18 protein-coding genes are annotated in these 20,821 nt (G+C 70.9%); 10 read left to right on the top strand and 8 right to left on the bottom strand.

Going from position 1 to position 20,821, the window contains the following annotated elements:
- Nucleotides 1-5: 5 nt before the first annotated feature.
- The 5 genes from ACE3SG_RS25030 to ACE3SG_RS25010 form a co-directional block, all read right to left on the bottom strand.
- Nucleotides 6-605, bottom strand: a complete 600-nt coding sequence (locus ACE3SG_RS25030; RefSeq protein WP_374568962.1) for a DJ-1/PfpI family protein — start codon at nt 603-605, stop codon at nt 6-8.
- 17 nt (nt 606-622) lie between these two features.
- Complete coding sequence (locus ACE3SG_RS25025; RefSeq protein WP_374568961.1) at nt 623-901, bottom strand: hypothetical protein; 279 nt, start codon at nt 899-901, stop codon at nt 623-625.
- 50 nt (nt 902-951) lie between these two features.
- Nucleotides 952-1,608, bottom strand: a complete 657-nt coding sequence (locus ACE3SG_RS25020) for a hypothetical protein (protein ID WP_374568960.1) — start codon at nt 1,606-1,608, stop codon at nt 952-954.
- 126 nt (nt 1,609-1,734) lie between these two features.
- Nucleotides 1,735-2,304: an NADPH-dependent FMN reductase gene (locus tag ACE3SG_RS25015; protein WP_374568959.1), complete on the bottom strand. Its 570-nt coding sequence runs from the start codon at nt 2,302-2,304 to the stop codon at nt 1,735-1,737.
- Between the two features lie 81 nt (nt 2,305-2,385).
- Complete coding sequence (locus ACE3SG_RS25010) at nt 2,386-3,171, bottom strand: MBL fold metallo-hydrolase (protein WP_374568958.1); 786 nt, start codon at nt 3,169-3,171, stop codon at nt 2,386-2,388.
- 104 nt (nt 3,172-3,275) lie between these two features.
- Between ACE3SG_RS25010 and ACE3SG_RS25005 the strand changes: the two genes are divergently transcribed.
- Both ACE3SG_RS25005 and bfr read left to right on the top strand, forming a co-directional pair.
- Nucleotides 3,276-4,262 carry a GlxA family transcriptional regulator gene (locus ACE3SG_RS25005; RefSeq protein WP_374568957.1) on the top strand — a complete coding sequence of 329 codons (987 nt, stop codon included), beginning with the start codon at nt 3,276-3,278 and terminating at the stop codon, nt 4,260-4,262.
- A gap of 126 nt (nt 4,263-4,388) precedes the next feature.
- Nucleotides 4,389-4,868 carry a bacterioferritin gene (bfr, locus tag ACE3SG_RS25000; protein WP_374568956.1) on the top strand — a complete coding sequence of 160 codons (480 nt, stop codon included), beginning with the start codon at nt 4,389-4,391 and terminating at the stop codon, nt 4,866-4,868.
- 12 nt (nt 4,869-4,880) lie between these two features.
- Here the strand turns inward: bfr and ACE3SG_RS24995 are convergent, their stop codons facing one another.
- The 3 genes from ACE3SG_RS24995 to ACE3SG_RS24985 are packed head-to-tail and all read right to left on the bottom strand — an operon-like array spanning nt 4,881 to nt 8,195.
- The gene (locus tag ACE3SG_RS24995) at nt 4,881-5,672 is read right to left on the bottom strand and encodes a hypothetical protein (protein ID WP_374568955.1); all 792 of its coding nucleotides are present in this window, start codon (nt 5,670-5,672) and stop codon (nt 4,881-4,883) included.
- A 31-nt stretch (nt 5,673-5,703) separates the two neighbouring features.
- On the bottom strand, nt 5,704-7,980 hold the full coding sequence (locus tag ACE3SG_RS24990; protein ID WP_374568954.1) for a hypothetical protein: 2,277 nt from the start codon (nt 7,978-7,980) through the stop codon (nt 5,704-5,706).
- 26 nt (nt 7,981-8,006) lie between these two features.
- Complete coding sequence (locus ACE3SG_RS24985; RefSeq protein ID WP_374568953.1) at nt 8,007-8,195, bottom strand: hypothetical protein; 189 nt, start codon at nt 8,193-8,195, stop codon at nt 8,007-8,009.
- Nucleotides 8,196-8,421: 226 nt separating this feature from the next.
- Here ACE3SG_RS24985 and ACE3SG_RS24980 point away from each other — a divergent pair, with 226 nt between their 5' ends.
- The 8 genes from ACE3SG_RS24980 to ACE3SG_RS24945 all read left to right on the top strand — a co-directional run bounded on the left by ACE3SG_RS24980 (nt 8,422) and on the right by ACE3SG_RS24945 (nt 20,802).
- Entirely contained in the window at nt 8,422-8,646 is a 225-nt protein-coding gene (locus ACE3SG_RS24980; RefSeq protein WP_374568952.1) for a bacterioferritin-associated ferredoxin, read from the top strand.
- A gap of 127 nt (nt 8,647-8,773) precedes the next feature.
- Nucleotides 8,774-10,369, top strand: a complete 1,596-nt coding sequence (locus ACE3SG_RS24975; protein WP_374568951.1) for a DUF2138 family protein — start codon at nt 8,774-8,776, stop codon at nt 10,367-10,369.
- Nucleotides 10,366-11,019 (top strand): DUF1175 family protein, encoded by a 654-nt coding sequence (locus ACE3SG_RS24970; protein WP_374568950.1) that lies wholly within the window; start codon nt 10,366-10,368, stop codon nt 11,017-11,019. The genes ACE3SG_RS24975 and ACE3SG_RS24970 overlap by 4 nt, the downstream gene beginning before the upstream one ends.
- Nucleotides 11,016-15,656 carry an alpha-2-macroglobulin gene (locus ACE3SG_RS24965; RefSeq protein WP_374568949.1) on the top strand — a complete coding sequence of 1,547 codons (4,641 nt, stop codon included), beginning with the start codon at nt 11,016-11,018 and terminating at the stop codon, nt 15,654-15,656. Before ACE3SG_RS24970 ends, ACE3SG_RS24965 begins: the two co-directional genes overlap by 4 nt.
- A 2-nt stretch (nt 15,657-15,658) precedes the next feature.
- Entirely contained in the window at nt 15,659-17,365 is a 1,707-nt protein-coding gene (locus ACE3SG_RS24960; RefSeq protein WP_374568948.1) for a DUF2300 domain-containing protein, read from the top strand.
- Nucleotides 17,362-18,171: a YfaP family protein gene (locus ACE3SG_RS24955; protein ID WP_374568947.1), complete on the top strand. Its 810-nt coding sequence runs from the start codon at nt 17,362-17,364 to the stop codon at nt 18,169-18,171. The genes ACE3SG_RS24960 and ACE3SG_RS24955 overlap by 4 nt, the downstream gene beginning before the upstream one ends.
- A gap of 7 nt (nt 18,172-18,178) precedes the next feature.
- Nucleotides 18,179-18,985 carry a YfaP family protein gene (locus ACE3SG_RS24950; protein WP_374568946.1) on the top strand — a complete coding sequence of 269 codons (807 nt, stop codon included), beginning with the start codon at nt 18,179-18,181 and terminating at the stop codon, nt 18,983-18,985.
- Nucleotides 18,986-19,035: 50 nt separating this feature from the next.
- On the top strand, nt 19,036-20,802 hold the full coding sequence (locus ACE3SG_RS24945) for a discoidin domain-containing protein (protein ID WP_374568945.1): 1,767 nt from the start codon (nt 19,036-19,038) through the stop codon (nt 20,800-20,802).
- Nucleotides 20,803-20,821 lie beyond the last annotated feature (19 nt).

Raw genomic sequence — 20,821 nt, 5'->3', positions numbered from 1 at the left:
CCGGCTCAGGCCAGCAGCGGGGCGATGTGTGCGAGGGCCCGTTCGACGTAGTCGTCTTTCTCGCCCACCGGCGCCACGTAGTGCAAGGCACTTCGCGCGGCCTCCAGGCCCTCGCTGTGGGCGATGACCCAGCCTGCCAGATACGCCGAGGCGAGGCAGCCGCCGGCGGTGGCGATCCGGCCGCGGGCGAACAGCGGCTGGTTCAGCACCTCGACCCCGGCTTCTTGCACCCAGGGCTTGGTGATCAGGTCGGTGCAGGCGGGCACGCCGGCTAACAGGCCGAGCTTCGCGAGGATCAGCGTGCCCGAGCACTGGGCGCCGATCAGCTGGCGCGCCGGGTCGAGCCGCAGCTGCTGCATCAACGCCGCATCGGCCACCACCTCGCGGGTGCGGATGCCGCTGCCGACGATGACCGCGTCCGCGGTGGCCGCTTGATCGAGGCGCGACTGCGCCATCACCGTCACGCCATTCATCGAGGTGACCGAAGGCGCCGGGCAGCACAGCGTGACGCGCCAGCCCGGACGCTTGACCCGGTTCAGCACGCCCAGGGCGATCAGCGAGTCGAGCTCGTTGAAGCCCTCGAAGGTGAGGATGGCGATGTGCATCGCGGCGGCGTCGTTGCTCAGGAGCCGGTGACGGGGTTCTGCGTCACGAACACCAGGCCGAAGGCGCCCCACGACAGGGTCTTGCCATTGGCCGTCGTGTACGACGCGACGCCCAACGAGTGGTAGGTGGACACGAACGCGGTCAGCGCGCCGAGCCCCAACGCGCCTGCGATGGGGCTGCGTTCGGAGGTGGCCTGCTTGATCTTCTCGCGGTGTGTCTCGGCCGACGGGTTCAGCACGATGGCAGCGACGAAGACGGCGGCGGTGACGAGGGCAGAGGTGATTGCACGGGCCATGGTGACGGGGCGTTGCTGCAGAAGTCAGCCCAGCATACCGCGGCGTTCGGTCACTCGACTTTCAGCGTGTAGGTCACGGCCTGGACCATGCTCGGCAGGACGCCGCCGAAGTTCAGCGTGTGGGTGCCCGGGCTCAAGGGCTTGAGCATCACGTAGTAGCCATTGGCCGCCGACGGAAAGACCCGCACCTTGGGCTCGGCCAGGGCGCCCATGTCGAAGCACTGCCTGGTCGCCTGCCGATGCGCCATCGGGTCGGCCAGGCGGCGGCCGTCGAGATCGACGATCAGCGCGCTGGCGTCGTTGGTCAACCCGGCCGCGGTGCTCATCACCGTCATGCAGTTCGACCGACCGTCGGGGCGCGGCATCGCGACGTAGTTGATCAGCGGGAAGAACAGGTACTTGCCGCTGGGGACCGTGCAGGTGCGCACCGTCCGGTGGGTGCCGTAGGTGCCGGCGAGAAACCACACCGAGCCGCTTTGCTTGCGGCCGCACAGCGCGCCGCTTTGATCACCGACCGGGCTGTCGTCGCGGTCGAACGAGCCCGCCCATTGCCACCACGCCCGCGACCACTCGGCCTGCGTCAGGCCCGCCACCGGTTCGTCCGGCGGCACCGACCAGTCGCTTTGCGCATGGCCGATGGTGGGGGTGAGCGCCGCCGTGAGCGCGGCGACGCACAGCGCCAGCCGGCAGCCGGTGAATGGGTTCATGGTTTCTCCCTCGTTTCGATGTTCTGGTCACCGGTGGTGACCCGCGGCGCCATTTTCACGCCTTGCGCGCAGGCGACGCCGTTGTCGACGCTGGCGCCGCTTTCGGATGTGGCAGCTGCCGGCCCGTCAACCCAGGCGAAACGACGGGCCTGGGCTTTCAGGGCCTTGCGCGACCGCGTCGTGCAGGGCCCGCAAGGCCGCCACGATGGTGCCGGACACCGCGGGTGAGTCGACCATGCCGTCTTCGCCCAGGTGGGCGCCCAGCAGCGGGATGCTGACCGAGGCGGGCTCGATGATGCCGGCCGACATCGTGCGCAGGGTTTCACGCAGCGCGTCGTCGGCGTGGTGGGCGCGTGGCGAGGCGTTCCACACGGCCACCGGCTTGTGCACGAAGGGCTCGAAGCTGACGAGCCAGTCGAGCGTGTTCTTGATCGTGCCGCTCACGCCGTGGGCGTATTCGGGGCTGGCGATCAGCAGCGCGTCGGCCCGCGCCACCGCGTGGCGCAGGGCCAGCACCGGGGCGGGTGGGGCGGGCTCATGATCGGGGTTGAACAGCGGCAGCACGCCCAAGCCCGTGAACGGCTCGACCGTGATCGGTGGTGGGGCCAGCCGCGCCGTCGCGCGCAGCAGCGCCGAGTTGATCGACGCGGCACGCAGGCTGCCCGACAGCGCGAGGATGTGGAAGGTGGCCAACAAGAAGCTCCGAACGAAGGCGCCGAGTGCCTTGCGAGCCCGCCACGGTAGCGCATCGGCCGATGCCCGACACGCGGGCAGGTCTCACGCGGTGTTCAAGGCGAATGCCAGGGTCTGGCCGTCGGCGGGGACATGGAAGCGGTGCGCCAGCCCGGCGCGGTGGGCCGCCTGGACCAGCGCTGCGCGCGGGGTCGGGCAGTGGTCCAGCGCTTCGAGGTGGTTGGCGATGAAGATGCCCTGGCCGAGTGCGGCCAACTCCAGCGCCTGGGGGCCGTCCATGATGAGTTCGCCGCCCAGGTCCATCGCGGCACCGCCGGCTGGCACCACGCAGACCGCCGGGGCGTTGTCGCGCACGCATTGCCGCACCGGCTCGCTCAGCACCGTGTCGCCAGCGAGATAGACGCTCGGCTCGCCAGGCTGCTCGATCAGGTAGCCGTGGCCGTGCGCCATCAGGCGGCCGACCCAGCCTTCGCCATGCAGGCAGGGCACCGGCGTGATCGTGCCGTGGCCGAAGGGCGTCGGGCCCGTTGCCTGCAGCACCTGCACGTTCAGGCCCCGCTCGCGCAGGTGGTCGGCATCGTCGGGCATGCACAGCACCGGCAGCTGCCGCTCACGCAGCCAGCGCTTGCCGGCGCGGTCCAGGTGGTCGAAGTGGCCTTTGCGGCAGTGGGTGATCAGCGCGTGGGTCGCGCTGTCGAGCAGCGCCGGTGCCTCGGCCGGCAGGTCGACCAGCGGGTTGCGGCGGCGCTGGCGGGTCAGCCACTTCAACGAGGGCAGCGTGCCCAGCGGCGCGAGCATCGGGTCGACCACGATGCGCGCGTGGCCGTAGTCGAGCAGCACGGTGGCGTTGCGGATCTGGGTGAGCTTCATCTCGGTTCGGCGGCCGGCGGCGGCGCGCAAGCAGGTGATGGCCCGATTGTTCGAGCGCTGCGCAGCGGTGAGAATGGCTTGAAATGACAAGTTGATGTCAATTCATGCCAAGGCCTGCTGTGTCTGCTGTGTCGTCGATCGAGGTTGGTTTGCTGCTGTACCCCGGCTGCATGCCGGCGGGCTTGTTCGCGGCGGCAGACCTGTTCCATGCCGCCAACCTGCGCGCCGGCCGGCCGCTGTTCCGGCTGCGGTGGGTGGCGCTGCAGGCCGGTGAGGTGCCGTGTGCCCACGGCACGCGCTTGCATGCCGAGGTGGGGCTGGCGGGCGCGGGGTGCCGGGCCTTGCTGCTGCCCGGCTTCTGGGCCCAGCAGCCGGGCCAGCTGCCTACCGGCCTGGCCGACAACCGCGAGCTGCTCCGGGCGCTGCGCGGGTTGGGCCGGCGCGTCGCGCTGTGGAGCTATTGCACCGGCGTGGCGCTCGCGGCCGAGGCCGGGCGGCTGGACGGCCAGCCGGCCACCGCGGCCTGGTGGATGGCGCCGTGGCTGGCCGAGCGTTACCCGAAGGTCGACTGGCAATGGCAGCACGCCTGCGTGGTGCAGCCGCAGCAGGCCACCGCCGCCGGTGTGCATGGTTACCTGCCGATCGTCAGCGCCCAGGTCGAGCGCCTGCTCAGCGCCGAGGCCTGGCGCGACGTGGCCCGCCTGATGGTGTTGCCGCGCCCCAGGCCCGCGGCACCGGTGTTCGACGGCCTGGCGTTGACGCCCGAGGCGCCGGCCTGGCTGCGCCGCTTGCGCGCGCTGGTGGAGCGCCTGCCCGCCAGCCAGGCCACGCTGGACCGGCTGGCGCACGAGCTCGGCCTGTCGGCCCGCACGCTGGCGCGCCACGTGCAGGCGGCCACCGGGGGGCCGGTGGGGGTGCTGGTGCGGCGCATCAAGCTGCACCAGGCCGCCGAGCGCCTGCTGCATGCCGACCAGAGCGTCGGCCAGGTCAGCGCGGCCCTCGGCTTCAGCGACGAGTCCAGCTTCCGGCGCAGCTTCAAGGCCGTGACGGGCCTGACGCCCGCGGCTTACCGCGAGGCGCACGCAGGTTGAGACTGACAACGATTCGCGGTCAGAGCGATCGAGCGCGGGATTGGCCGGACAGGCCGTTGGCCCTGCGGTGCGATCCGCCCCACAATCGCCGTTTTGACCCCGAACAAAGACCAGAAGGAGAAGGCCATGAAAGGCGACGCCAAGGTGCTGCAGTACCTGAATGCCCAGCTGAAGATGGAGCTGACGGCGATCAACCAGTATTTCCTGCACGCGCGGATGCAGAAGAACTGGGGCCTGGCGAAGCTGGCCAAGCACGAGTACGACGAGTCGATTGAGGAGATGAAGCACGCCGATCGCCTGATCGAGCGCGTGCTGATGCTCGATGGCCTGCCCAATCTGCAAGACCTGGGCAAGCTCTACATCGGCGAGTCGGCGGTCGAGACGCTGGATTGCGATCTGAAGCTCGAGGTGGCGGCGCAGGCGCACCTGAAAGAGGCGATCGCCTACTGCGAGACGGTGCGCGACTATGTGTCGCGTGAGCTGCTCAACGACATCCTCGAAGACACCGAAGAGCACATCGACTACCTCGAAACCCAGATCGGGTTGGTGGCGCAGATGGGTGAGCAGAACTGGCTGCAATCGGCCGCCGGCAGCCCCGGCAGCTGAGCCCAGGCGCGCTCAGCGCGAGGCGATCGTCAGCCGATAGCGGCCGTCGGCGAACGCGATCACCAGCGCGGCGTTGTCGCCGGCTCTGACGGCGCCGCGCGGCAGTTCGGGCGTCAGGCGTCGCAGCGCAGCCAGCGCGTCGCGCAAGGTGGGCAGGCGCTCGGCCAGGGCCTGGGCCATCGCCAGGCTGTCGCACTCGGGCTCCGGGTTGCCCGGCTCCGAGGGCCCGGCGGCCAGGCTGCATTGCGCCGGTTGGGCGTCTGCCGGTGCGGCCCAGCCGGCGACCTGGGCCTCCAGCGTGTGCAGCACCTGCTCGCGCAAAGCATGCGCAACTTCGGTGGGGACCGCGGCCACGGCCATCGGTGTTGGTGTGGCGGCTGGCGGCCGGCGTGTGCCGAAGACCGCGCCCGCGCTCGCCCCGCTGAATGGCAGGGACCAACGTGGCGGGCCGAAGGCGACGCCGGTCACGGCCGGTGCGGCCGTCGCCGGGGCCGCAGGCTGCGCGGGCGGCGCAGCGGCGGTGGCGGGTTCGGGCGCTGGCGGCAGCGCCGGCGTCTTGGCAGGTGGGCGCGCCGAAGGGGCGGGCCGGGCAGGTGCCGCGGCCACCCGTTCGGCGGCAACAGGCGCGGGCAGCGTTGGCCGCACCGCTGTGGCGAGCCGCAGCCACACCATCGGTGCGCGCTGCGGCGAGGTGGTGGGCGCCACCGGCGCAGGTGCCTGGCGCCACCACAGCAGCACCAGCACCCCATGCGCGGCCAGGCTCAGGGCCAGTGGCCAGGCGACAGGGCGTTGCCGGTGCTGCATGCGGTGACGCGCGAGGCGGCGGGTGGCCCGGTCAGTACTTCACCTCGCCGTGGATCACGCGCGGCGCGGCGGTGACCTCGGGCTTGGCGCCGATGTAGACCGGCGACGCCGGGTCGCTCGGGTTGCGCAGGTCGTCGGCCGTGGGCAGCGCCAGCCCGTCCGGCAGGGCCAGGCCGGCCGTCTGGCAGACCGAGATCTCCTTGCGCGCGAAGCGGATCTCGCGGTCCAGCCACTTGACGAGGTAGGTCGTGCCGTCGACGCTGACGCGGCCCAGCGTTTCGTCGAACGGGATCACGAAGGCCGGCACGTAGCGCGAGTCGGGGGTGTCGCAGCTGACCTTGGCGTTGGTCAGGCGCGAGACGCATTCGCCCGGGATGCCCCACAGCTCGCCGAAGCCGCCGTACTGCAGCACCAGCGTCTTGCCGGCGTAGTCGCCATAGGCAGCACCGGCGGGCACGGTGTAGTTGACCTGCAGCGGAGCGTCGAAGTTGACGAAGGCACCCTGGCTGTTCTTCAGCGCGGCGAACTGGTTCCACTGGTTGGGGCCGGTCTCCCACTGGTAGTAGGCGTCGAGCTGCTCGATCTTCTCTTCGCAGAAGTGGGTGCTGTCGCCGGTGCAGCGCGCGTCATCGAGGCTCGCGAACAAGCGGCCGCTGCGCAGGCCGTTCTGGTAGCGCGGGTTCGAGGCGAGGGCCTCGGCGTTGGTGGCGGTCACCGCCTGGCCGGCGCCGTCTTTCAGCAACGCATCGGCGGCGCTGGTGCTGTAGTCCACCGTCGCCTCGGCCGGGCCCCAGCGGTTGTAGGTGGCGGGCACGAACGGCGACTCGGCGACCGAGCCGTTGGTGAAGTAGGCCGCGATGGTCTCGGCCGTCGGGCACTCGCGCAGGCAGTGCAGTTCGGCGGGCATGTCGGCCGGGTAGACCAGGTCCTGCTGGCGGTAGACCACGTTCAGGTGCGCCGCATCGACCGGCGCGCCGCCGGTGGCGATCGGGATGTACAGCTCACCGCCCAGCGATTGCGACCAGCCGCGCATGCCGCCGATGGTGCCGAAGTAGGACGCGGGCACCGACTTCTCGACCTCGTAGGTGCGGCTCTGGCACGGGCCGTTGTCGCACACGACCTCGCCGCTGACGCGGAACTCGCCGGCCGTGTTGTCCCAGTGCATCTCGTACTGGCGGTTGGGCTGCGCGCCTTCGAAGAAGCCGTCCATCTGCCAGACCCAGGTCTGGAACGGCAGCTTGTCGATGTCGGCCAGCGTGCGTGTCTGCTTGGTGTAGCGCATCAGGCGGCCGCCGGCCTTGGCCAGGGTGTAGTCGGTCTTGACCGGGTCGTGGCCGTCCTGGTATTCGACCCGCTGCACGGTGGCGCCGTTGGCCAGCGCCGGGGCGTCGGCCGGCAGCCAGAGGCCCCAGTAGCCCATGTGTCCGCTGTAGCGCTGGCCATCACCGGCGGTGAACTCGATCGGGAAGCCCGAGTGGCGCTCGATGCGGGCACCGCTGGCCGCGTCGTACAGGCCATAGCGCCAGACCGACATCTGGGTGTCGGCGTCGCTCGCGTCGCGGCTGAAGCACTGGTCGCTCGCGCCGTCGGAGCGGCGGAAGTAGTCGGCGTTGTAGGCGAAGCGGTAGTTCACCGTGCCGTCGCCCTGCTGGTAGCTGAGCCGGCCGGCCCCGCCGTCGGCCCCGCTGCTGGTCAGGCGCAGGGCCTTGGTCGAGCTGTGATCGCCGCCGCCTTCGATCTCGAAGTAGCTGATGCCCTCGGCATTGCCGTCGAGGTAGCCGTTCATCATGCAGGGGCCGTCGCCGCCCTTGCCGCAATAGTCGAGCCGGAAGATGCCGTAGGGGTTGCTGTCGCTCGGGGCTTCGGTCGCGCTGATGTTGACGAAGATCGTCGCGGCGAAGTCCTTCTCTTTCTCGTCGATCCAGGTCTTCACGCGCATCGGCTCGTCGTTCGAGCCGCGCGCGGAGTTGACGGTCGACGTCATGTAGGCCGGGGCCGAGGTGCTGGCGCTGTCGGCGCCGGAGTTCGAGCTGCTGGCGCGCGCCTCGGGGTCGCACTTGTTGCCGTCGACCAGCGCGATGTAGTTGCCCTGGTTGACCAGCGCTTCGGGCCGCATCGCGCCCATCACGCAGGTGATCATGTTGACCTGCGAGATGCCGCGCGAGGTGGCATCTTCGACATGGCTTTGCTGTGCATCGGTGCGGTAGGCCGAGCTGCTGGCGGGGGCGGCCAGCGTGGCCGAGCAGGCGACGAGGGCGGCGGCGGCCACGGCAATGGCGCGCGGCGGGCAGGGCAGGCGATGGGTCATGGACAGGCTCCTGGCGTGCGGGCGGGTCATTGGGCGTTCTTGGCGGTCACGACCGACACGCTGGTCGGCGTGGCCACGCCTTGCACCTGGCTGGCGCCACCACTGACCGGCGGCGGTGCTTCGGTGCTGGACCCCGAGCCGCCGCCACAGGCGGTCAGCACGAGCGGGATGAGGCAGGCGGCCAGCGTCGTGGAGGCAGGGCGGAGCAACGGCATGAGGGTCCCTTCGGAGCAGGTGGGCAGGAACGAGCGCGCGACGGGCGGGTGGCGGCGTTCGCAAGTCGTCCCTGGGTTGTCGGCCCCGGCGGGGGCTGGTGAAGGTGTCCCGGGCGTGCGTATTGCGCGGTCGAACGCAGGAAAAACCCCGCTCATCAAATGTGAATGAGAAAGATTCCCATTACTGAGTACACTGAGAGCGCTTCATTTGCTGCTGTCCACGGCCATGATCGTCTGCCTCTGCCACCGTGTCTCCGACCGCGACATCCACCGGGTCATCGGCGAAGGCGTCACCAATTTCGAGTTGCTGCAAGACCTGACGCGCGTGGCGTCGAACTGCGGCAACTGCCTGGACTGCGCGCAGATGATCTTCGAGGAAGCCTGTGCCGCCCGCGGCTGCGGCGAGAAGCATGTGCACGCCGCGGGGCTGACGGCAACAGCCGCCCCCTGACGCCGGCCTGAGGGCCGCAACCCCTAGAGCACGACCCCTGCACGCGGGTTCGCGACCGCGGCAGGCCCCAGGCACCGGTTAGAGTCCCTGCCCAGCGGCGACCGGCCGCTTGAAGAGGGAGCACGGCGTGCAAAAGAAATGGGCCATCGCCACCGGGGCGATCGTGGTGGCCGCGGTGGCCATCGCGGTGGTGACACTGCGTTATTCGCGCTACGGCGGGCACATCAGCGGCCTGGGCATGGACCTGCGGCAGCCCGCCGCCTACATCGCCACGCCGTCGCTGACCGCGCTGTCGCGCGACATGGTCCAGGCGCCGGTGTTGCGCGAGCTGCTGACCGAAGACTTCGTTTTCTACTACGAAGCCCATGAAGACCGGCTCGGCCTGGCCGGCGCGATCAAGCGCGTCGCCTACGAGCACGAGACCACCTTCACCGACGACCTGATGGCGCTGGCGCTCGACCAGCCGGCCGAAGTGGCGCTGTGGGCCGACGACCGTGGCGCGGCGCGCCACTGGGCGCTGGCGATGACACGCGGCGCGCTGGCCAAGGCGATCCAGGGCCTGGGGGCGATCGCCGCCAAAGACAAGCAATTGACCTTGGTGGCCGAGGTGCCGCTGGCGAGTTTCGGCCTCGAGTCGGTGCCGGTCTATGCGCTCAGCCTGTCGCCGCGGCGCACGCTGGCGATCGCCTCGCGCGGCAACCGCGTGGTGGTGCTGTCCGACCCCGGCCTGCTTTTCGACAACGAGCGCCAGCCGGACCCGGAGGCCACGAAGGTCCTGGCCAGCCTGCTCTCGGCTGACGAAGGCGAGCAGGGGCTGTGGCGGCGCCAGTTCGGCCTGCCGGCCCCCGGCACCAACCACACGCTGGTGGCGGGCGGCCCGCTGCTGGCGCTGGGTTACCACCGCTTCATGCCGGCCTTGCAGGCGCTGCGGGTCGACGTGGCACCCGGCGGCGCCAGCCTGCGCAGCTTCGTCCGCCAAGGCGGTGCCTGGCCGACGTCCCCTTGGGCGGCGGTGCCGGCGCAGGCCGCGGCCTGCAGCGTGTTGCCGGTGGACTGGGCGGCAGCCCGCACCGTGTTGTCGGGCGCCAAGGGCGGCAACGCCCCGGGCGGTGACGCCACGGCTGCGCTGGCCGAGATGGCGCAGGGCTTCGACGGCCCGGCGGCGGTCTGCTGGTATGCGAAGTCGCAGCTGCACACGCCGCTGCTGGTGGCCCACGCCAAGGGCCCGGCGCCGAGCGCGGCGACACAAGAGGCCTTCATGCGCTGGTGGCTGCCCAAGGGCGCGCAGTGGGAGGCCGGCGACAAGGCCGCGGCCATCACGGCGCCCTACGGCAGCCAGAAGCAAGACGATGCGTCCGGCTACCGCGCCGCCTTCCGCCGCGTGGGTGACTGGTGGTTGTTCTCGCCCGACGAGGCGCTGGTGGCACGCGCCGAAGATGCGATCGCCCGCCGCTACCCCAGCGTGGCCGACACGCTGGGCGGCCAGGCCGCGCTGGCCGTGGCCGCACCGGCGCAGGTGGCCGAGCTGCTGCGCCGCGAGGCCCTGGCGGTGCTGCCGCAAGAGCAGGCCGCGATGCGCCAAGCGGCCGAAACCCAGCTGCTGCCGCGCCTGGCCGCGTTCGGCCAGTTGCCGGCAGTGCAGGCGGTGCCGCAGGGCCAGCGTGACGCGCAAGGCTGGATCGCGCTGGACTGGCGCCCCGTGTCGCCGGCTGCCGCGCCATGAGCACGTTTCGGCCCCAGCGGCGCCAATGCCTGGCGAGCCTTGCGGCCCTGGCGAGCGCCTGGGCCTGGCCGGCTCATGCCGGCGAACAACCTCGGCTCGACCCCGCCCAATCCCGCCAGCTGCGCGACTGGATCACGGTGCTGATCCACGCCCAGGTCGAGCAAGGCCCGACACCGCGCTGGACCCACCGCGACTGCGCCGGCCTGGTCCGCTTTGCGGTGGCCGAGGCGCTGCGTGAGCACGACCTGGCCTGGCGCCGCTCGATGGGCCTGCTGGGCAAGCGCCTGCCGCCCGACCTGGACGCCAGCGCTGCCGCGCCGCTGCGCCACAACTGGCGCCGGGCCGACGGCAGCCAGGGGGCGTTCGTCTCGGCGATCGAGCTGGTGCAGTCCAACACCCGCTTCGTGAGCCGCCAGCTGGCGCAGGCGCAGAGCGCCGACCTGCTGTTCTACGACTTCGGCGACGACCAGCACCTGATGGTCTGGATGGGCTCGTACATCGCCTACCACACCGGGCGCATCGAGAAGGGCGACAACGGCCTGCGCGCGCTGCGCCCGTCGCAGCTGATGGCCTGGTCCGACACCCGCTGGCGCCCCGCCACCGACAACCCGAACTTCGTCGGCCTGCACAGGCTGGCGTTCATCGCATGACGACGACCCTGCTCCGCCGCGCCTTCTTCGCGCTGGCGCTGACCCTGGCCACGCTGGTGCCGACGATGGTCACCGCGGCCGACGACCAGCCGCTGCCCAACGACCACACGCCGTTCGTCGGCGAGCCGTTCTTCCTGCTGTCCGATGCCACCTTTGGCAGCGGCGAGCCGGCCAAGGTGCGGCTGGAGATCAACAACCCCGACCAGTTGTCGACGGTCGGCGGCGTCGACATCGTGCTGTACCGCGTGCCCGAGCCGCTGGCCTTCTTGCAGAAGCAGCGCAACCTGCACCGCATCCAGGTCGAGGGCAAGCCGGCCGGCGAGGGCCTGGCCAACACGCTGACCCACCTGTGGGACAGCTGGGTCGTCAAGGCGCGCATTGCGTGGCAAAAGCTGTTCAGCGGTGATGCCCGCCGAGCGGTGACCGAGCAAGCGCCCGAGCTGAAGACCTCGCCCACGCTGCGGCGCCCGTCGACCTTCGAAGAGCCGCCGCAGTTCAAACCGCTGCCGGGGCTGCCGGTGGTCGAGCGCATTCGTTACCCGGTGCACCAGGCCAAGGCGATCGAGCCGCCGAAGGACCTGAAGCTCGCCGGCAGCTCGAGCGAGTTCATCCAGCCCAGCGCCGGCAATGTCTTCATCCCGCTCGGCGCGCAAAAGCCCGGGCTGTACCTGGTCGAGGCGATGGCCGGCCAGCACCGCGCGACCACGCTGCTGTTCGTCAGCGACACGCTGGCGCTGACCAAGGTCTCGGGCGCGCAGATGCTGGTCTGGAGCGCCCACCGCGCGCAAGGCCAGGCCGTGCCGGCGACCCAGGTCGTGTGGACCGACGGTGTGGGCGTGCTGAAGACCGGCGCCACCGACGCGCAAGGCCTGCTGCGCATGGACAAGCCCGCGGCGCCCGAGCAGACCTACGTCTTCGGCGAAGACCCGGCCGGCGGTGTCTTCATCTCGGAAAACTTCTACTACGACAGCGAGATCTACAACGCCAAGGTCTACGCCACCACCGACCGGCCGCTGTACCGGCCGGGCGACATGGTGATGCTCAAGGTCACCGGCCGCGAGTTCAAGAACGCGCGTGACTCGGTCGCGCTGGCCGATGGCGACATCGGCCTGGTCGTGCGCGACCCGGCCGGCCAGGTGGTCGCGACCCAAACACTCAAGTTCAGCGGCACCAGCGGCGCCGATGGCCGCTTCCAGCTGCCCGACAACGCGGCGGCCGGCGGCTACGAGCTGATGCTGACGCTGCGCGGCGACAACTACACCGCGGCCTTCCGCGTGGCCGACTACCAGAAGCCGCACTTCGAGATCCAGTGGCTGCCCGACAAGGCCGACTTCGCCACCGGCGACCCGGTGGCCGGTGCGATCCAGCTCAGCTACCCCGACGGCAAGCCGGTGGCCAACGCGCGCCTGAGCCTGAGTGCCCGCGCCCAGGCGCTGAGCATGGTCGAAGGCGAGCTGGACTACAGCGGCTCGTTCCCGCTGAAACTGTCGCAGGACGAACTCGTCACCGATGGTTCCGGCAAGGCGCAGTTCAAGCTGCCGGCCGCCGAGCAACCCAGCCGTTATGTGCTGACCGTGCTGGCCACCGATGGCGCGGCCTACCGTGTGCGCAGCACGCGCGAGCTGCTGGTCGAGCGCGGCAGCGCGGCCTGGCTGCTGGCGCCGGAGCGGCAGTTCTCGAAACCGGGCGAATCCTTGAGCTTTCGCTGGAGCCCGAGCCGCCGCGCGACCGACACCACGCCGGCCCAGCCGCTGCGCTGGGAATGGCTGCGGCTCGAAGACCGCCAGCGCAGCAGCGGTGACCTCACGGCGCCGGGCACCGCGGCCGGGGGCGCGGTGGCGATCAGCTTCCCGCAGCCGGGCTCGTACACCGTGACCTTGCGCGACGCGCAAAAGCGCATCGTCGCGGCCACCTCGCATTGGGTGTCGGGCGAGGGCCTGAAGGCACCGGCCGGCAGCATCGCGATCGTCTTCGACAAGGCCAAGTACAACCCCGGCGACACCGCAGAGGCGCTGGTCACCTTCCCCGAGCCGGTCGACCAGGCGTTGCTGACGCTGGAGCGCGAGCGTGTCGAGGCGGCGGCCTTGCTGACCCGCGGCGGCGAGGGCTTCACGACCGAACGCCTGGGCCCGACGCAGTGGAAGGTGAAGCTGCCGGTGACCGAGGCGATGAGCCCCAACGTCACCCTCTCGGCGGCCTATGCCAAGCACGGCGACAGCGTGTTCCAGAACCAGGGCCTGAGCGTCGCGCAGCCGCGCGTCGCGCTGGAGTTCAAGCCCGACAAGCCGGTCTACGCGCCGGGCGACACGGTCAACGTCGAGCTGAGCACCACGGTCGGCGGCAAGCCGGTGGCGGCCGAGGTCGCGGTCGGCGTGGTCGACGAGATGATCTACGTGCTGCAGCCCGAGATCGCGCCGACGATCGACGACTTCTTCTACCACCCGCGGCGCAACAACGTGCGCACCAGCGTGTCGCTGTCGTTCATCGGCTACGACCTGGCAACGCGCAAGCTCGGCGAGTTGCCGGGCCGCCGCGGCGAGCCGCAGCGCGCGGTGAAGGTGCTCGAGCGGCCGCGCCGCGACAACATCGACACGGCGGCCTGGGAGCCACGCCTGCGCACAGACGCGTCGGGCCGCGCCCGCTTCAGCTTCAAGATGCCCGACTCGCTGACCCGCTGGCGCCTGACCGGCCGCGCCGTCGATGCCAAGGGCCTGGTCGGCCAGCAGGTGGCGTGGGTGCGCAGCGACAAGGCCTTCTATGCCAAATGGACCAGCCCGGACTGGCAACGCGTGGGTGACCAGGCGCAGGCCAGCATCGCGCTGTTCAACCAGGGGCGTGACGCGCAAGAGGTCGAGTGGGCGGCGCAAGGCGCCGGTGTGTCGCAGCAGGGCAAGCTGAGCCTGAAGCCCGGCGCCAACTTCGTGACGCTGCCGCTGAAGGCCGAAACCCTGGGCGCGCTGGACCTGACCGTCACGCTGCGCCAAGGCGGCAAGGTGGTCGACACGCTGGCGACGCCGCTCAAGCGTGTGCCGGTGGCGTGGAGCAACCCGCGCGAGCTGGTGCTGGACCTGACCGCCGGCCCCGCCGCGCTCAGCCTGCCGGCCGACGCGCGCAAGGTCCGCGTCACGCTCGCGGCCGATCCGGCCGTCGGTGCCTTCAGCCGCTGGGTCGACGACCTGGTCGAGTACCCGTACGGCTGCGTCGAGCAGACCGCGAGCCGCATGCTGCCGCTGTCGATCGCGCTGCAGTCGTTGTCGGCCGCGCAGCAGCCGCTGGCGCCGATGTTGACGCAGCGCTTGTCCACGGCGCGCCTGTCGCTGGCGCAGATGGCCGGCCCGCAGGCGCAGTTCGGCTGGTGGGGCCGCGGCATGGCCGATGACCCTTTCCTCACGGCCTACGCCTACTACGCCGACTGGCGCGCCACGCAGGCGCTGCGTGCGCCGTTGCCGGCCGCGCACTGGCAGCGCCTGCTCGACGTCTACGCGAAAGAGGGCGCCAAGACCTCGCCGCTGCAACGCGCGCTGGCCCTGCACTGGATGCAGGAGATGGGCTTGCCGGTCGGCTCGATGGTCGATGCGTTGCTGGAGGAACTGGTCGCCGCCAAGGCCGAAGGTGATGCCGCGGCGGCGGGCCAGCGCGGCAGCGTCGTGATGAGCGACGAGGCCAGCGGTGCGCGCGACATCGCGCTGGTGCTGGCCGGCTTCACCGCCGGCTCGCGGGTGAGCGCGCCGCAGCGCGCCGAAGTCGACGCCGCCGCGGCGCGCCTGGCGCCGTCGCCATCGCCGTTGGTGCAGAGCCTGCTGGTGCTGGCGAAGAAGGGCGGGGCGGCGCAGGCCAATGCGCTGCTGGCCCAGGTGCGCGGCGAGCAACCGACCTTCGACCGCGCGCAGGCCCTGGTCTGGCTGCACAAGGCGTTGGGCAGCACGCCGGATGTGCGCGCCGAGGCGGGCAGCCTGCCGGCGCCCTGGGTGGCGTCGCGCGGCAGCATCGGGCAGCCGCTGTGGACGCTGCCGGCGACCGCGGCCAAGCCCGCGACGCTGGCGGCCAGCGGCGGTGCCAAGGTCGCGTTCGTCGCCTTCGACAGCAGCGAAGCCGGCAACGCGCCGGCGCTGCCGGTGCAGATCGAGCGCCGGCTCTATCGCGTGGTGCCGCAAGCCAAGCCCAAGGCGGATGCTGCTTCGGCCCCGAGTGGCAACGCGCCACCCTCAGCGCCTGACGAGGGCCACCTGACCGTCAAGCTCGAATTGGTGACACCCGGCACGCCGCTGGACACCAACACGCTGTACCTCGACGCACTCGACGTGAAGAGCCAGCAGCCCTTGCACTGGGGCCTGCTGGAGGTGGCGTTGCCGCCCGGCGCAGCGGTCGAGGCCGGCACCTGGGGGCTGGACCTGCAGGGTGACGAAGCCGGCAAGACCACGCCGCTGGAGCGCGCCGTTCACCAGGCGATACCGCTGGGCTATGCGGTGCCGGTGGAAAAGCTGGCGGGCGGTGAATCGGTGACCTACCGCCACCTGCTGCGCTTCTCGCAGCGTGGCCGCTACCAGCTGCCGCCGGCGCGGCTGTACCGCATGTACGAGCCCGAGGCCAAGGCGCTGGAAGCCGGCAAGGGCTGGGCCACGGTGGAGGTGCGCTGAGCTTGGACGGGAAGACCACGAGCCTGTTGCGCAGCGTGCGGGTCGGCCTGGCGACGCTGACGCTGCTCGCCTGCGCCGGCGCGGCCCAGGCGGCGCCCGCCCCGGCGCTCGTCTGGCGTGCCGGCGACGGCTCGCTCGCCCATGCGCCGGCGAATGTCGACCCACCGGCCAGCGCGCCGCTGGGCAGCGTCTGGAAGCTGTTCGTCTACAGCTACCTGCAGACCACCAATGCGCAGGAGCCGGTCTACCGCTGCGAGCGCGCGCAGCGTGAGCCTGGCGACGAATACTGCTGCGAGCCTGGTGAAAGTATCGGCCGCGACGCGGCGCTGCAACGCAGCTGCGGCGCCTACTTCGAGCCCAAGCGCCTGGGCCTGAAAGACGCCGACTGGCAACGCTTCTGGGCCGCGCGCAACGCACCGGCTTGGCTGCGCCCGCTGGCATCGCTGCAACCGGCCACGCAGGTGCCGATCGCCAGCCTGCTGGAGGCGCTGCAGCGGGTGCCCTACGGCGCCCGCCTGGCCGCGCGCCAGGCCCTGCTGCCCAACACCTTGCGCGACATCGGCGTGCTGGACGCGCTTGGCAGCTCGCCGCGCTTCAAGACCTGGTCCTGGTTCGACGCCAAGGGCGAGCGCTGGGGCGGTGGTGCCGGCTGGCTGGCCGACGGCTCGCCGTTCTGGTTCGGCGCGCCGGGTACCGGCCGCATCGCGCTGCAGCGCAACGCCGAGATGATCGCGGCGGCATGGAACGCGCGTGGCTTGCTGCATGCGCCGCCCGACGCCGCGGCCCTGCAGGCCCAACCCTGCGTCGACGTGAACTTCTTCAGCCGCTACCCGCTGACCCAGGTGCTGCGCGACGACAACCAGCCGGCACCGCTGGGGCCGCTCGCGCCGCTGTCGCGTGGTGGGCAGTACGCGCTGCACTTTGCCAACGGCCCGAAGCTGATCGTGCCGGGGCAGCCCGAGTTCCAGCTCACCGGCAGCTTGAAGGCGCCGCGCCTGCAGGCGCGCTTGCCGCTCGAAGACTACGTGGCCCGTGTCGTCGACCGCGAAGGCGACGGGCGCGAAGTGGCCGCCGCGCGGGCATTGGCGATTGCCGCGCGCAGCTGGTTGCGGCAGAACAGCGGGCCGGCGGCGGGTGCCGATGGCGGCTGCCTGCAGGTCGACGACGACAGCCGCGCGCAACGCGTCAGCCCGCGCCCGCCCACGCAGGCGGCGCGCGCCGCTGCGGCGTTCACCGCCGGCCTGGTGCTGACCGGGGCGCCCGTGCGCTACCAGCTCGACGGGCCCCAGCCCCAGGTGATGGCCTGGCGCCAGACGGTGGCCGCCAGCCGCGCCGGCGTCGGCGTCGAGGGCCTGCTGCGCGACGCGTTCCCCGCGGCCACGCTGGCCGGCTGGAGCGACGAGAGCGACTGCGAGCCGATGCCGCGCGCCGCGGCCTGGCTGGCCGAGCGCGAGCCGCGCTGGCGCAAGGTGCTGCGCGCCGAGGCCGGCTACGAGCCGCTGGACAACGCGCCGCAGGTCTGCGCGCTGTCACAAGGCGTGCCGCATGCCGACCTGCGCCGCGGCCGCCTGTTCGTGCGCGAGTGGTCCAGCCGCGATGGCCGCGTGTCGCTGATCCACGAGTACCTGCACCTCACCTTCCGCCGCCACCCGAACGGGCGCGACGAGGCCTACATCGAGCGCTTGGCGCAGCAATTGGCGGACTCATGACATCCACCCCCCTTCATCGTTCGATCGCCGTCGCGCTCATCGCCTTGGGCCTGGGCGTACCGGTGTTGGCGCAAGAGGCAGGCCGCCCGGTGATCGACACGCCGGCCGGCGGCTGGCGTGCCAGCGACAGCACGCAGCGCGACTTCGTGCAGACCGTCCACTACCCGGCGTCCAACGTCAACACCGAAGGCCGCAGCGCCAGCGCGCTGATCGCCGGCCGCATCGCCAAAGACCTGGCCGCCGCGCCGGCCAAGGCGCGCCAGCCGGCCCGGCTGGTGGTCGACGGCGTCGCGCTGCCGCTGGACGCGGCGCAGGACGGGCGCTTCTCGCGCCCCTGGTCGTTCGGCCCCGGCGCGCATGGCGTGGCGGTGCGCGGGCCCGGCGGCGCCGGCATGCCCGAGCGCCGGGTCCAGTTCTACGAGGCCAACGCGAGCCGCGTGGCGCCCAAGCTGCGCGTGGTGCTGAGCTGGGACACCGACATGACCGACATCGACCTGCACGTGGTCTCGCCCGACGGCCAGCACGTCTGGTACGGCCAGCGCGTGGCCGCCAACGGTGGCGCGCTCGATGTCGACGTGACCACGGGCTTCGGCCCCGAGATCTACGCCCACCCGAACCCGATGCCCGGCATCTACCACGTCTATGCCCAGTACTTCGGCGCCGGCGAGCGCGAGGACGCGCTGACCGTCGCGCAGGTCGCGGTGATCGAGAACGAGGGCACGCCGCGCGAGAAGCAGCAGGTGTTCCGCGTGCCGCTGCGCAAGCCGGGCGAGCTGACGCTGGTGCGCTCGTTCGTGGTGCCGTGAGATGGCGATGAAGGCACGAGCTGCTTCGCTGCTGGTGCTGGCCCTGGGGGCTGGCGCTGGCGTGCACGCCGCCGATGGGGCCGAGCGCACGATCCAGCGCCCCGCCGGTGGCTGGACGCACAGCGGCCTGATCGAGACCACCCAGCACGTCGAATACGCCTACCCGAACAACTTGATTGACCGCGGCGGCCAGCGTGGCCGCACGCTGATCGAAGGGCGGCTGAAGCAGCTGGGCACTCACCGCCAACCGCCGACGCTGGTCGTCAACGGCAACGCGATGCCGCTGTACAGCGACGAGCAGGGCCGTTTCGCGCGGCCCTATTCGTTCGGCCCCGGCAGCAACGGCATCGAGCTGCGCGGCACCGACGGCAAGGTCGTGCAACGCACCCAGTTCTACGAGGCCAATGCGCTGAAGACGCAGGCCAAGGTGCGCGTGATCCTGGCCTGGGACGACCCGCAGGCCGAGCTGGACCTGCACGTGCTGACCCCCGACGGCGGCCACGCCTTCTTTGCCAACCCCATCCTCGCCAACGGCGGCGGGCTCGATGTCGACAGCGTCGACGGCGCCGGCCCGGAGATGTTTTCGCTCGCCGCGCCGGTGGCTGGCGTGTACCACGTCTACGTCAACTACTGGGGCAACTTCGGCGCCGAGGGTTACCACTTCGACGAATCGACGCGCCAGCAGCCGGTGATCAGCGCGCGCATCACGCTGGTCTTCGACGAGAACACCGGCGCCGAGAAACGCGAGACCTTCACCGTGCCGATGCGCAAGATCGGCGACCTGACGCTGGTGCGCTCGTTCCGGCGGGGGTGATTCAACTGTCGGCCGACCTCGCTTTCCACCGTCCTCTACGGAGCCTCGAGATGGCATCGATCCGAAAGCACTTCCTGTTGGCCGCGGCCTGGTGCATCGCGTGGTGCCTGGGCACCCTGGCCCCAGCGGCCGAAGCGGCACCGGTGCTGCTGAAGCCGGTGGCCGTGAAGGCGTCGGCCACCAGTGCCGACAGCCGCGCCGACGATGCGACCGATGGCGATGTGAACACCCATTGGGTGTCCGGCAAATTCCCCAAGCAGTGGATCCAGCTCGACTTCGGCCGCCCGGTGGCGATCGGCCAGATCCGCCTGCTGACCAGCCAGAACCCGACGGGCGCCACCACCCACACCATCTCCGTGGGTGACGACCCCAACCACCTGCGCGTGGTGCGCAAGTTCAGCGGCCTGACCAGCGACAACCAATGGCTGGCGCACAGCGGTGACGGCCAACACGGCGACCGGCTCGGCCACGCCCGCTATGTGCGCATCACCACCACCCAGAGCCCGTCCTGGGTGGCCTGGCGCGAGATCGAGGTCTACCAGGGCGTCGAATACCTGGGCTACTTCGGCAGCGATTTCGAAGGTCAGTTCACCGGTGACCCCGCAGCCGAGACCGCCGCGGCCGGTGCCAACCTGACCTGGATCCGCTCGTTCGACAAGGACGTCATCGGGGCGCGCCTGGTCGCTGCAGAGACGGTGAAGAGCAAGTCCGTGCTGGTGCTGGATTCGCAGCTTTTCTACATCGACGACCAGGGTAAGCTGACCTTGCGGCCGGACGACGAACGGCACGCCCTGCTGGACGTCGTCTCTCGAGTCGCCGCCGACCATGAAGGCACCATCGCCGCGGTCTACGCACTGGACGAGCCCTACCTCAATGGGGTGATGACTGGAACCCTGCAAGACCAGATGAGGCGGTACTTGCTCCAAGCAGCGGCCGACCTTCGCCATTACTTCCCCGGCAAACCCGTTGGCGCCATCATCTCGGTCGACCCGCGAGAGTTTGACCTCGAAGCCAAGTACTTCAAGATGTTCGACTGGGTTGGCTTCGACTGCTACGGTGAGTGGGCCGCGTGCGGCCCAGTTCCAAAACGCAGCATGCGCTACCTCATCGACACGCTGCGCAGCAAGCTCGGCCCCAGCCAGCGCATGATCGCCACGCCCTGGGCCTTCCGCTACGACGACACCGGCACCGGCCTGCAGGCGCAGAACGAGCTGGTCGACAACATCAACCACTGGCACGCCGAAGTCCTGGGCGACGGCAAGTACGTGGCGGTGGCGCCGTTCCTGTGGAACAGCCTGGACCTGAACGCCAATGGCATACCCGACACCGGCGCCAAGGACCTGCCTTGGGCCAAGGAGCGGGTCTTTCAAATGGCCCGCCAGTTGCTGCACCCCGGGGACACCCAGGTCTTCCCGGTCGCGGTTCGCGCGTCGGGTAGCTACGAGACCAACTACCCCTTCGCCGCCACCGACCGCGACAACGCCGACAAGTGGAATGCCGGCGGCCCGGCGACGCAGTGGATCGAGTTCGACCTCGGCGGTAGCCGGCCGATCTCGAAGGTCCAGCTGCTCACCGCGCAGAGCCCGGCGGGCGCCACCGCGCACCAGCTCTACGGGGCCGGCCACGACAGCGGCACCGGTGCCTGCCCCGCTGAACTCGGTGGCTATGCACCCCTCGGCGACGCGTGGGTCGGCGTCACCGACGACAACCAGTGGCTCAGCTGGAAGGGCACCGCCAACATCGCCTGCCTGCGGGTCGTCACGACCCAGAGCCCGTCGTGGGTCGGCTGGCGTGAGATCTCGATCTGGCGGCGGTAGCCTGCTGGTCGCCGGCCGC

Source organism: Ideonella sp., assembly GCF_041914305.1.
Classification (GTDB): Bacteria; Pseudomonadota; Gammaproteobacteria; order Burkholderiales; family Burkholderiaceae_C; genus Ideonella.
The sequence above is the reverse complement of the archived record's forward strand: the minus strand, read 5'-3'. Positions and strand labels throughout refer to the sequence as shown.

Bases quoted from the DNA above. Each gene is read 5' to 3' on its own strand.
- ACE3SG_RS24965 (WP_374568949.1), top strand. From the start codon at position 11,016: ATGACGACGACCCTGCTCCGCCGCGCCTTCTTCGCGCTGGCGCTGACC.
- ACE3SG_RS24945 (WP_374568945.1), top strand. From the start codon at position 19,036: ATGGCATCGATCCGAAAGCACTTCCTGTTGGCCGCGGCCTGGTGCATC.
- ACE3SG_RS25005 (WP_374568957.1), top strand. From the start codon at position 3,276: ATGCCAAGGCCTGCTGTGTCTGCTGTGTCGTCGATCGAGGTTGGTTTG.
- ACE3SG_RS25020 (WP_374568960.1), bottom strand. From the start codon at position 1,608: ATGAACCCATTCACCGGCTGCCGGCTGGCGCTGTGCGTCGCCGCGCTC.
- bfr (WP_374568956.1), top strand. From the start codon at position 4,389: ATGAAAGGCGACGCCAAGGTGCTGCAGTACCTGAATGCCCAGCTGAAG.
- ACE3SG_RS24955 (WP_374568947.1), top strand. From the start codon at position 17,362: ATGACATCCACCCCCCTTCATCGTTCGATCGCCGTCGCGCTCATCGCC.
- ACE3SG_RS25025 (WP_374568961.1), bottom strand. From the start codon at position 901: ATGGCCCGTGCAATCACCTCTGCCCTCGTCACCGCCGCCGTCTTCGTC.
- ACE3SG_RS24950 (WP_374568946.1), top strand. From the start codon at position 18,179: ATGAAGGCACGAGCTGCTTCGCTGCTGGTGCTGGCCCTGGGGGCTGGC.
- ACE3SG_RS25030 (WP_374568962.1), bottom strand. From the start codon at position 605: ATGCACATCGCCATCCTCACCTTCGAGGGCTTCAACGAGCTCGACTCG.
- ACE3SG_RS24980 (WP_374568952.1), top strand. From the start codon at position 8,422: ATGATCGTCTGCCTCTGCCACCGTGTCTCCGACCGCGACATCCACCGG.
- ACE3SG_RS24995 (WP_374568955.1), bottom strand. From the start codon at position 5,672: ATGCAGCACCGGCAACGCCCTGTCGCCTGGCCACTGGCCCTGAGCCTG.
- ACE3SG_RS24990 (WP_374568954.1), bottom strand. From the start codon at position 7,980: ATGACCCATCGCCTGCCCTGCCCGCCGCGCGCCATTGCCGTGGCCGCC.
- ACE3SG_RS24985 (WP_374568953.1), bottom strand. From the start codon at position 8,195: ATGCCGTTGCTCCGCCCTGCCTCCACGACGCTGGCCGCCTGCCTCATC.
- ACE3SG_RS25010 (WP_374568958.1), bottom strand. From the start codon at position 3,171: ATGAAGCTCACCCAGATCCGCAACGCCACCGTGCTGCTCGACTACGGC.
- ACE3SG_RS24970 (WP_374568950.1), top strand. From the start codon at position 10,366: ATGAGCACGTTTCGGCCCCAGCGGCGCCAATGCCTGGCGAGCCTTGCG.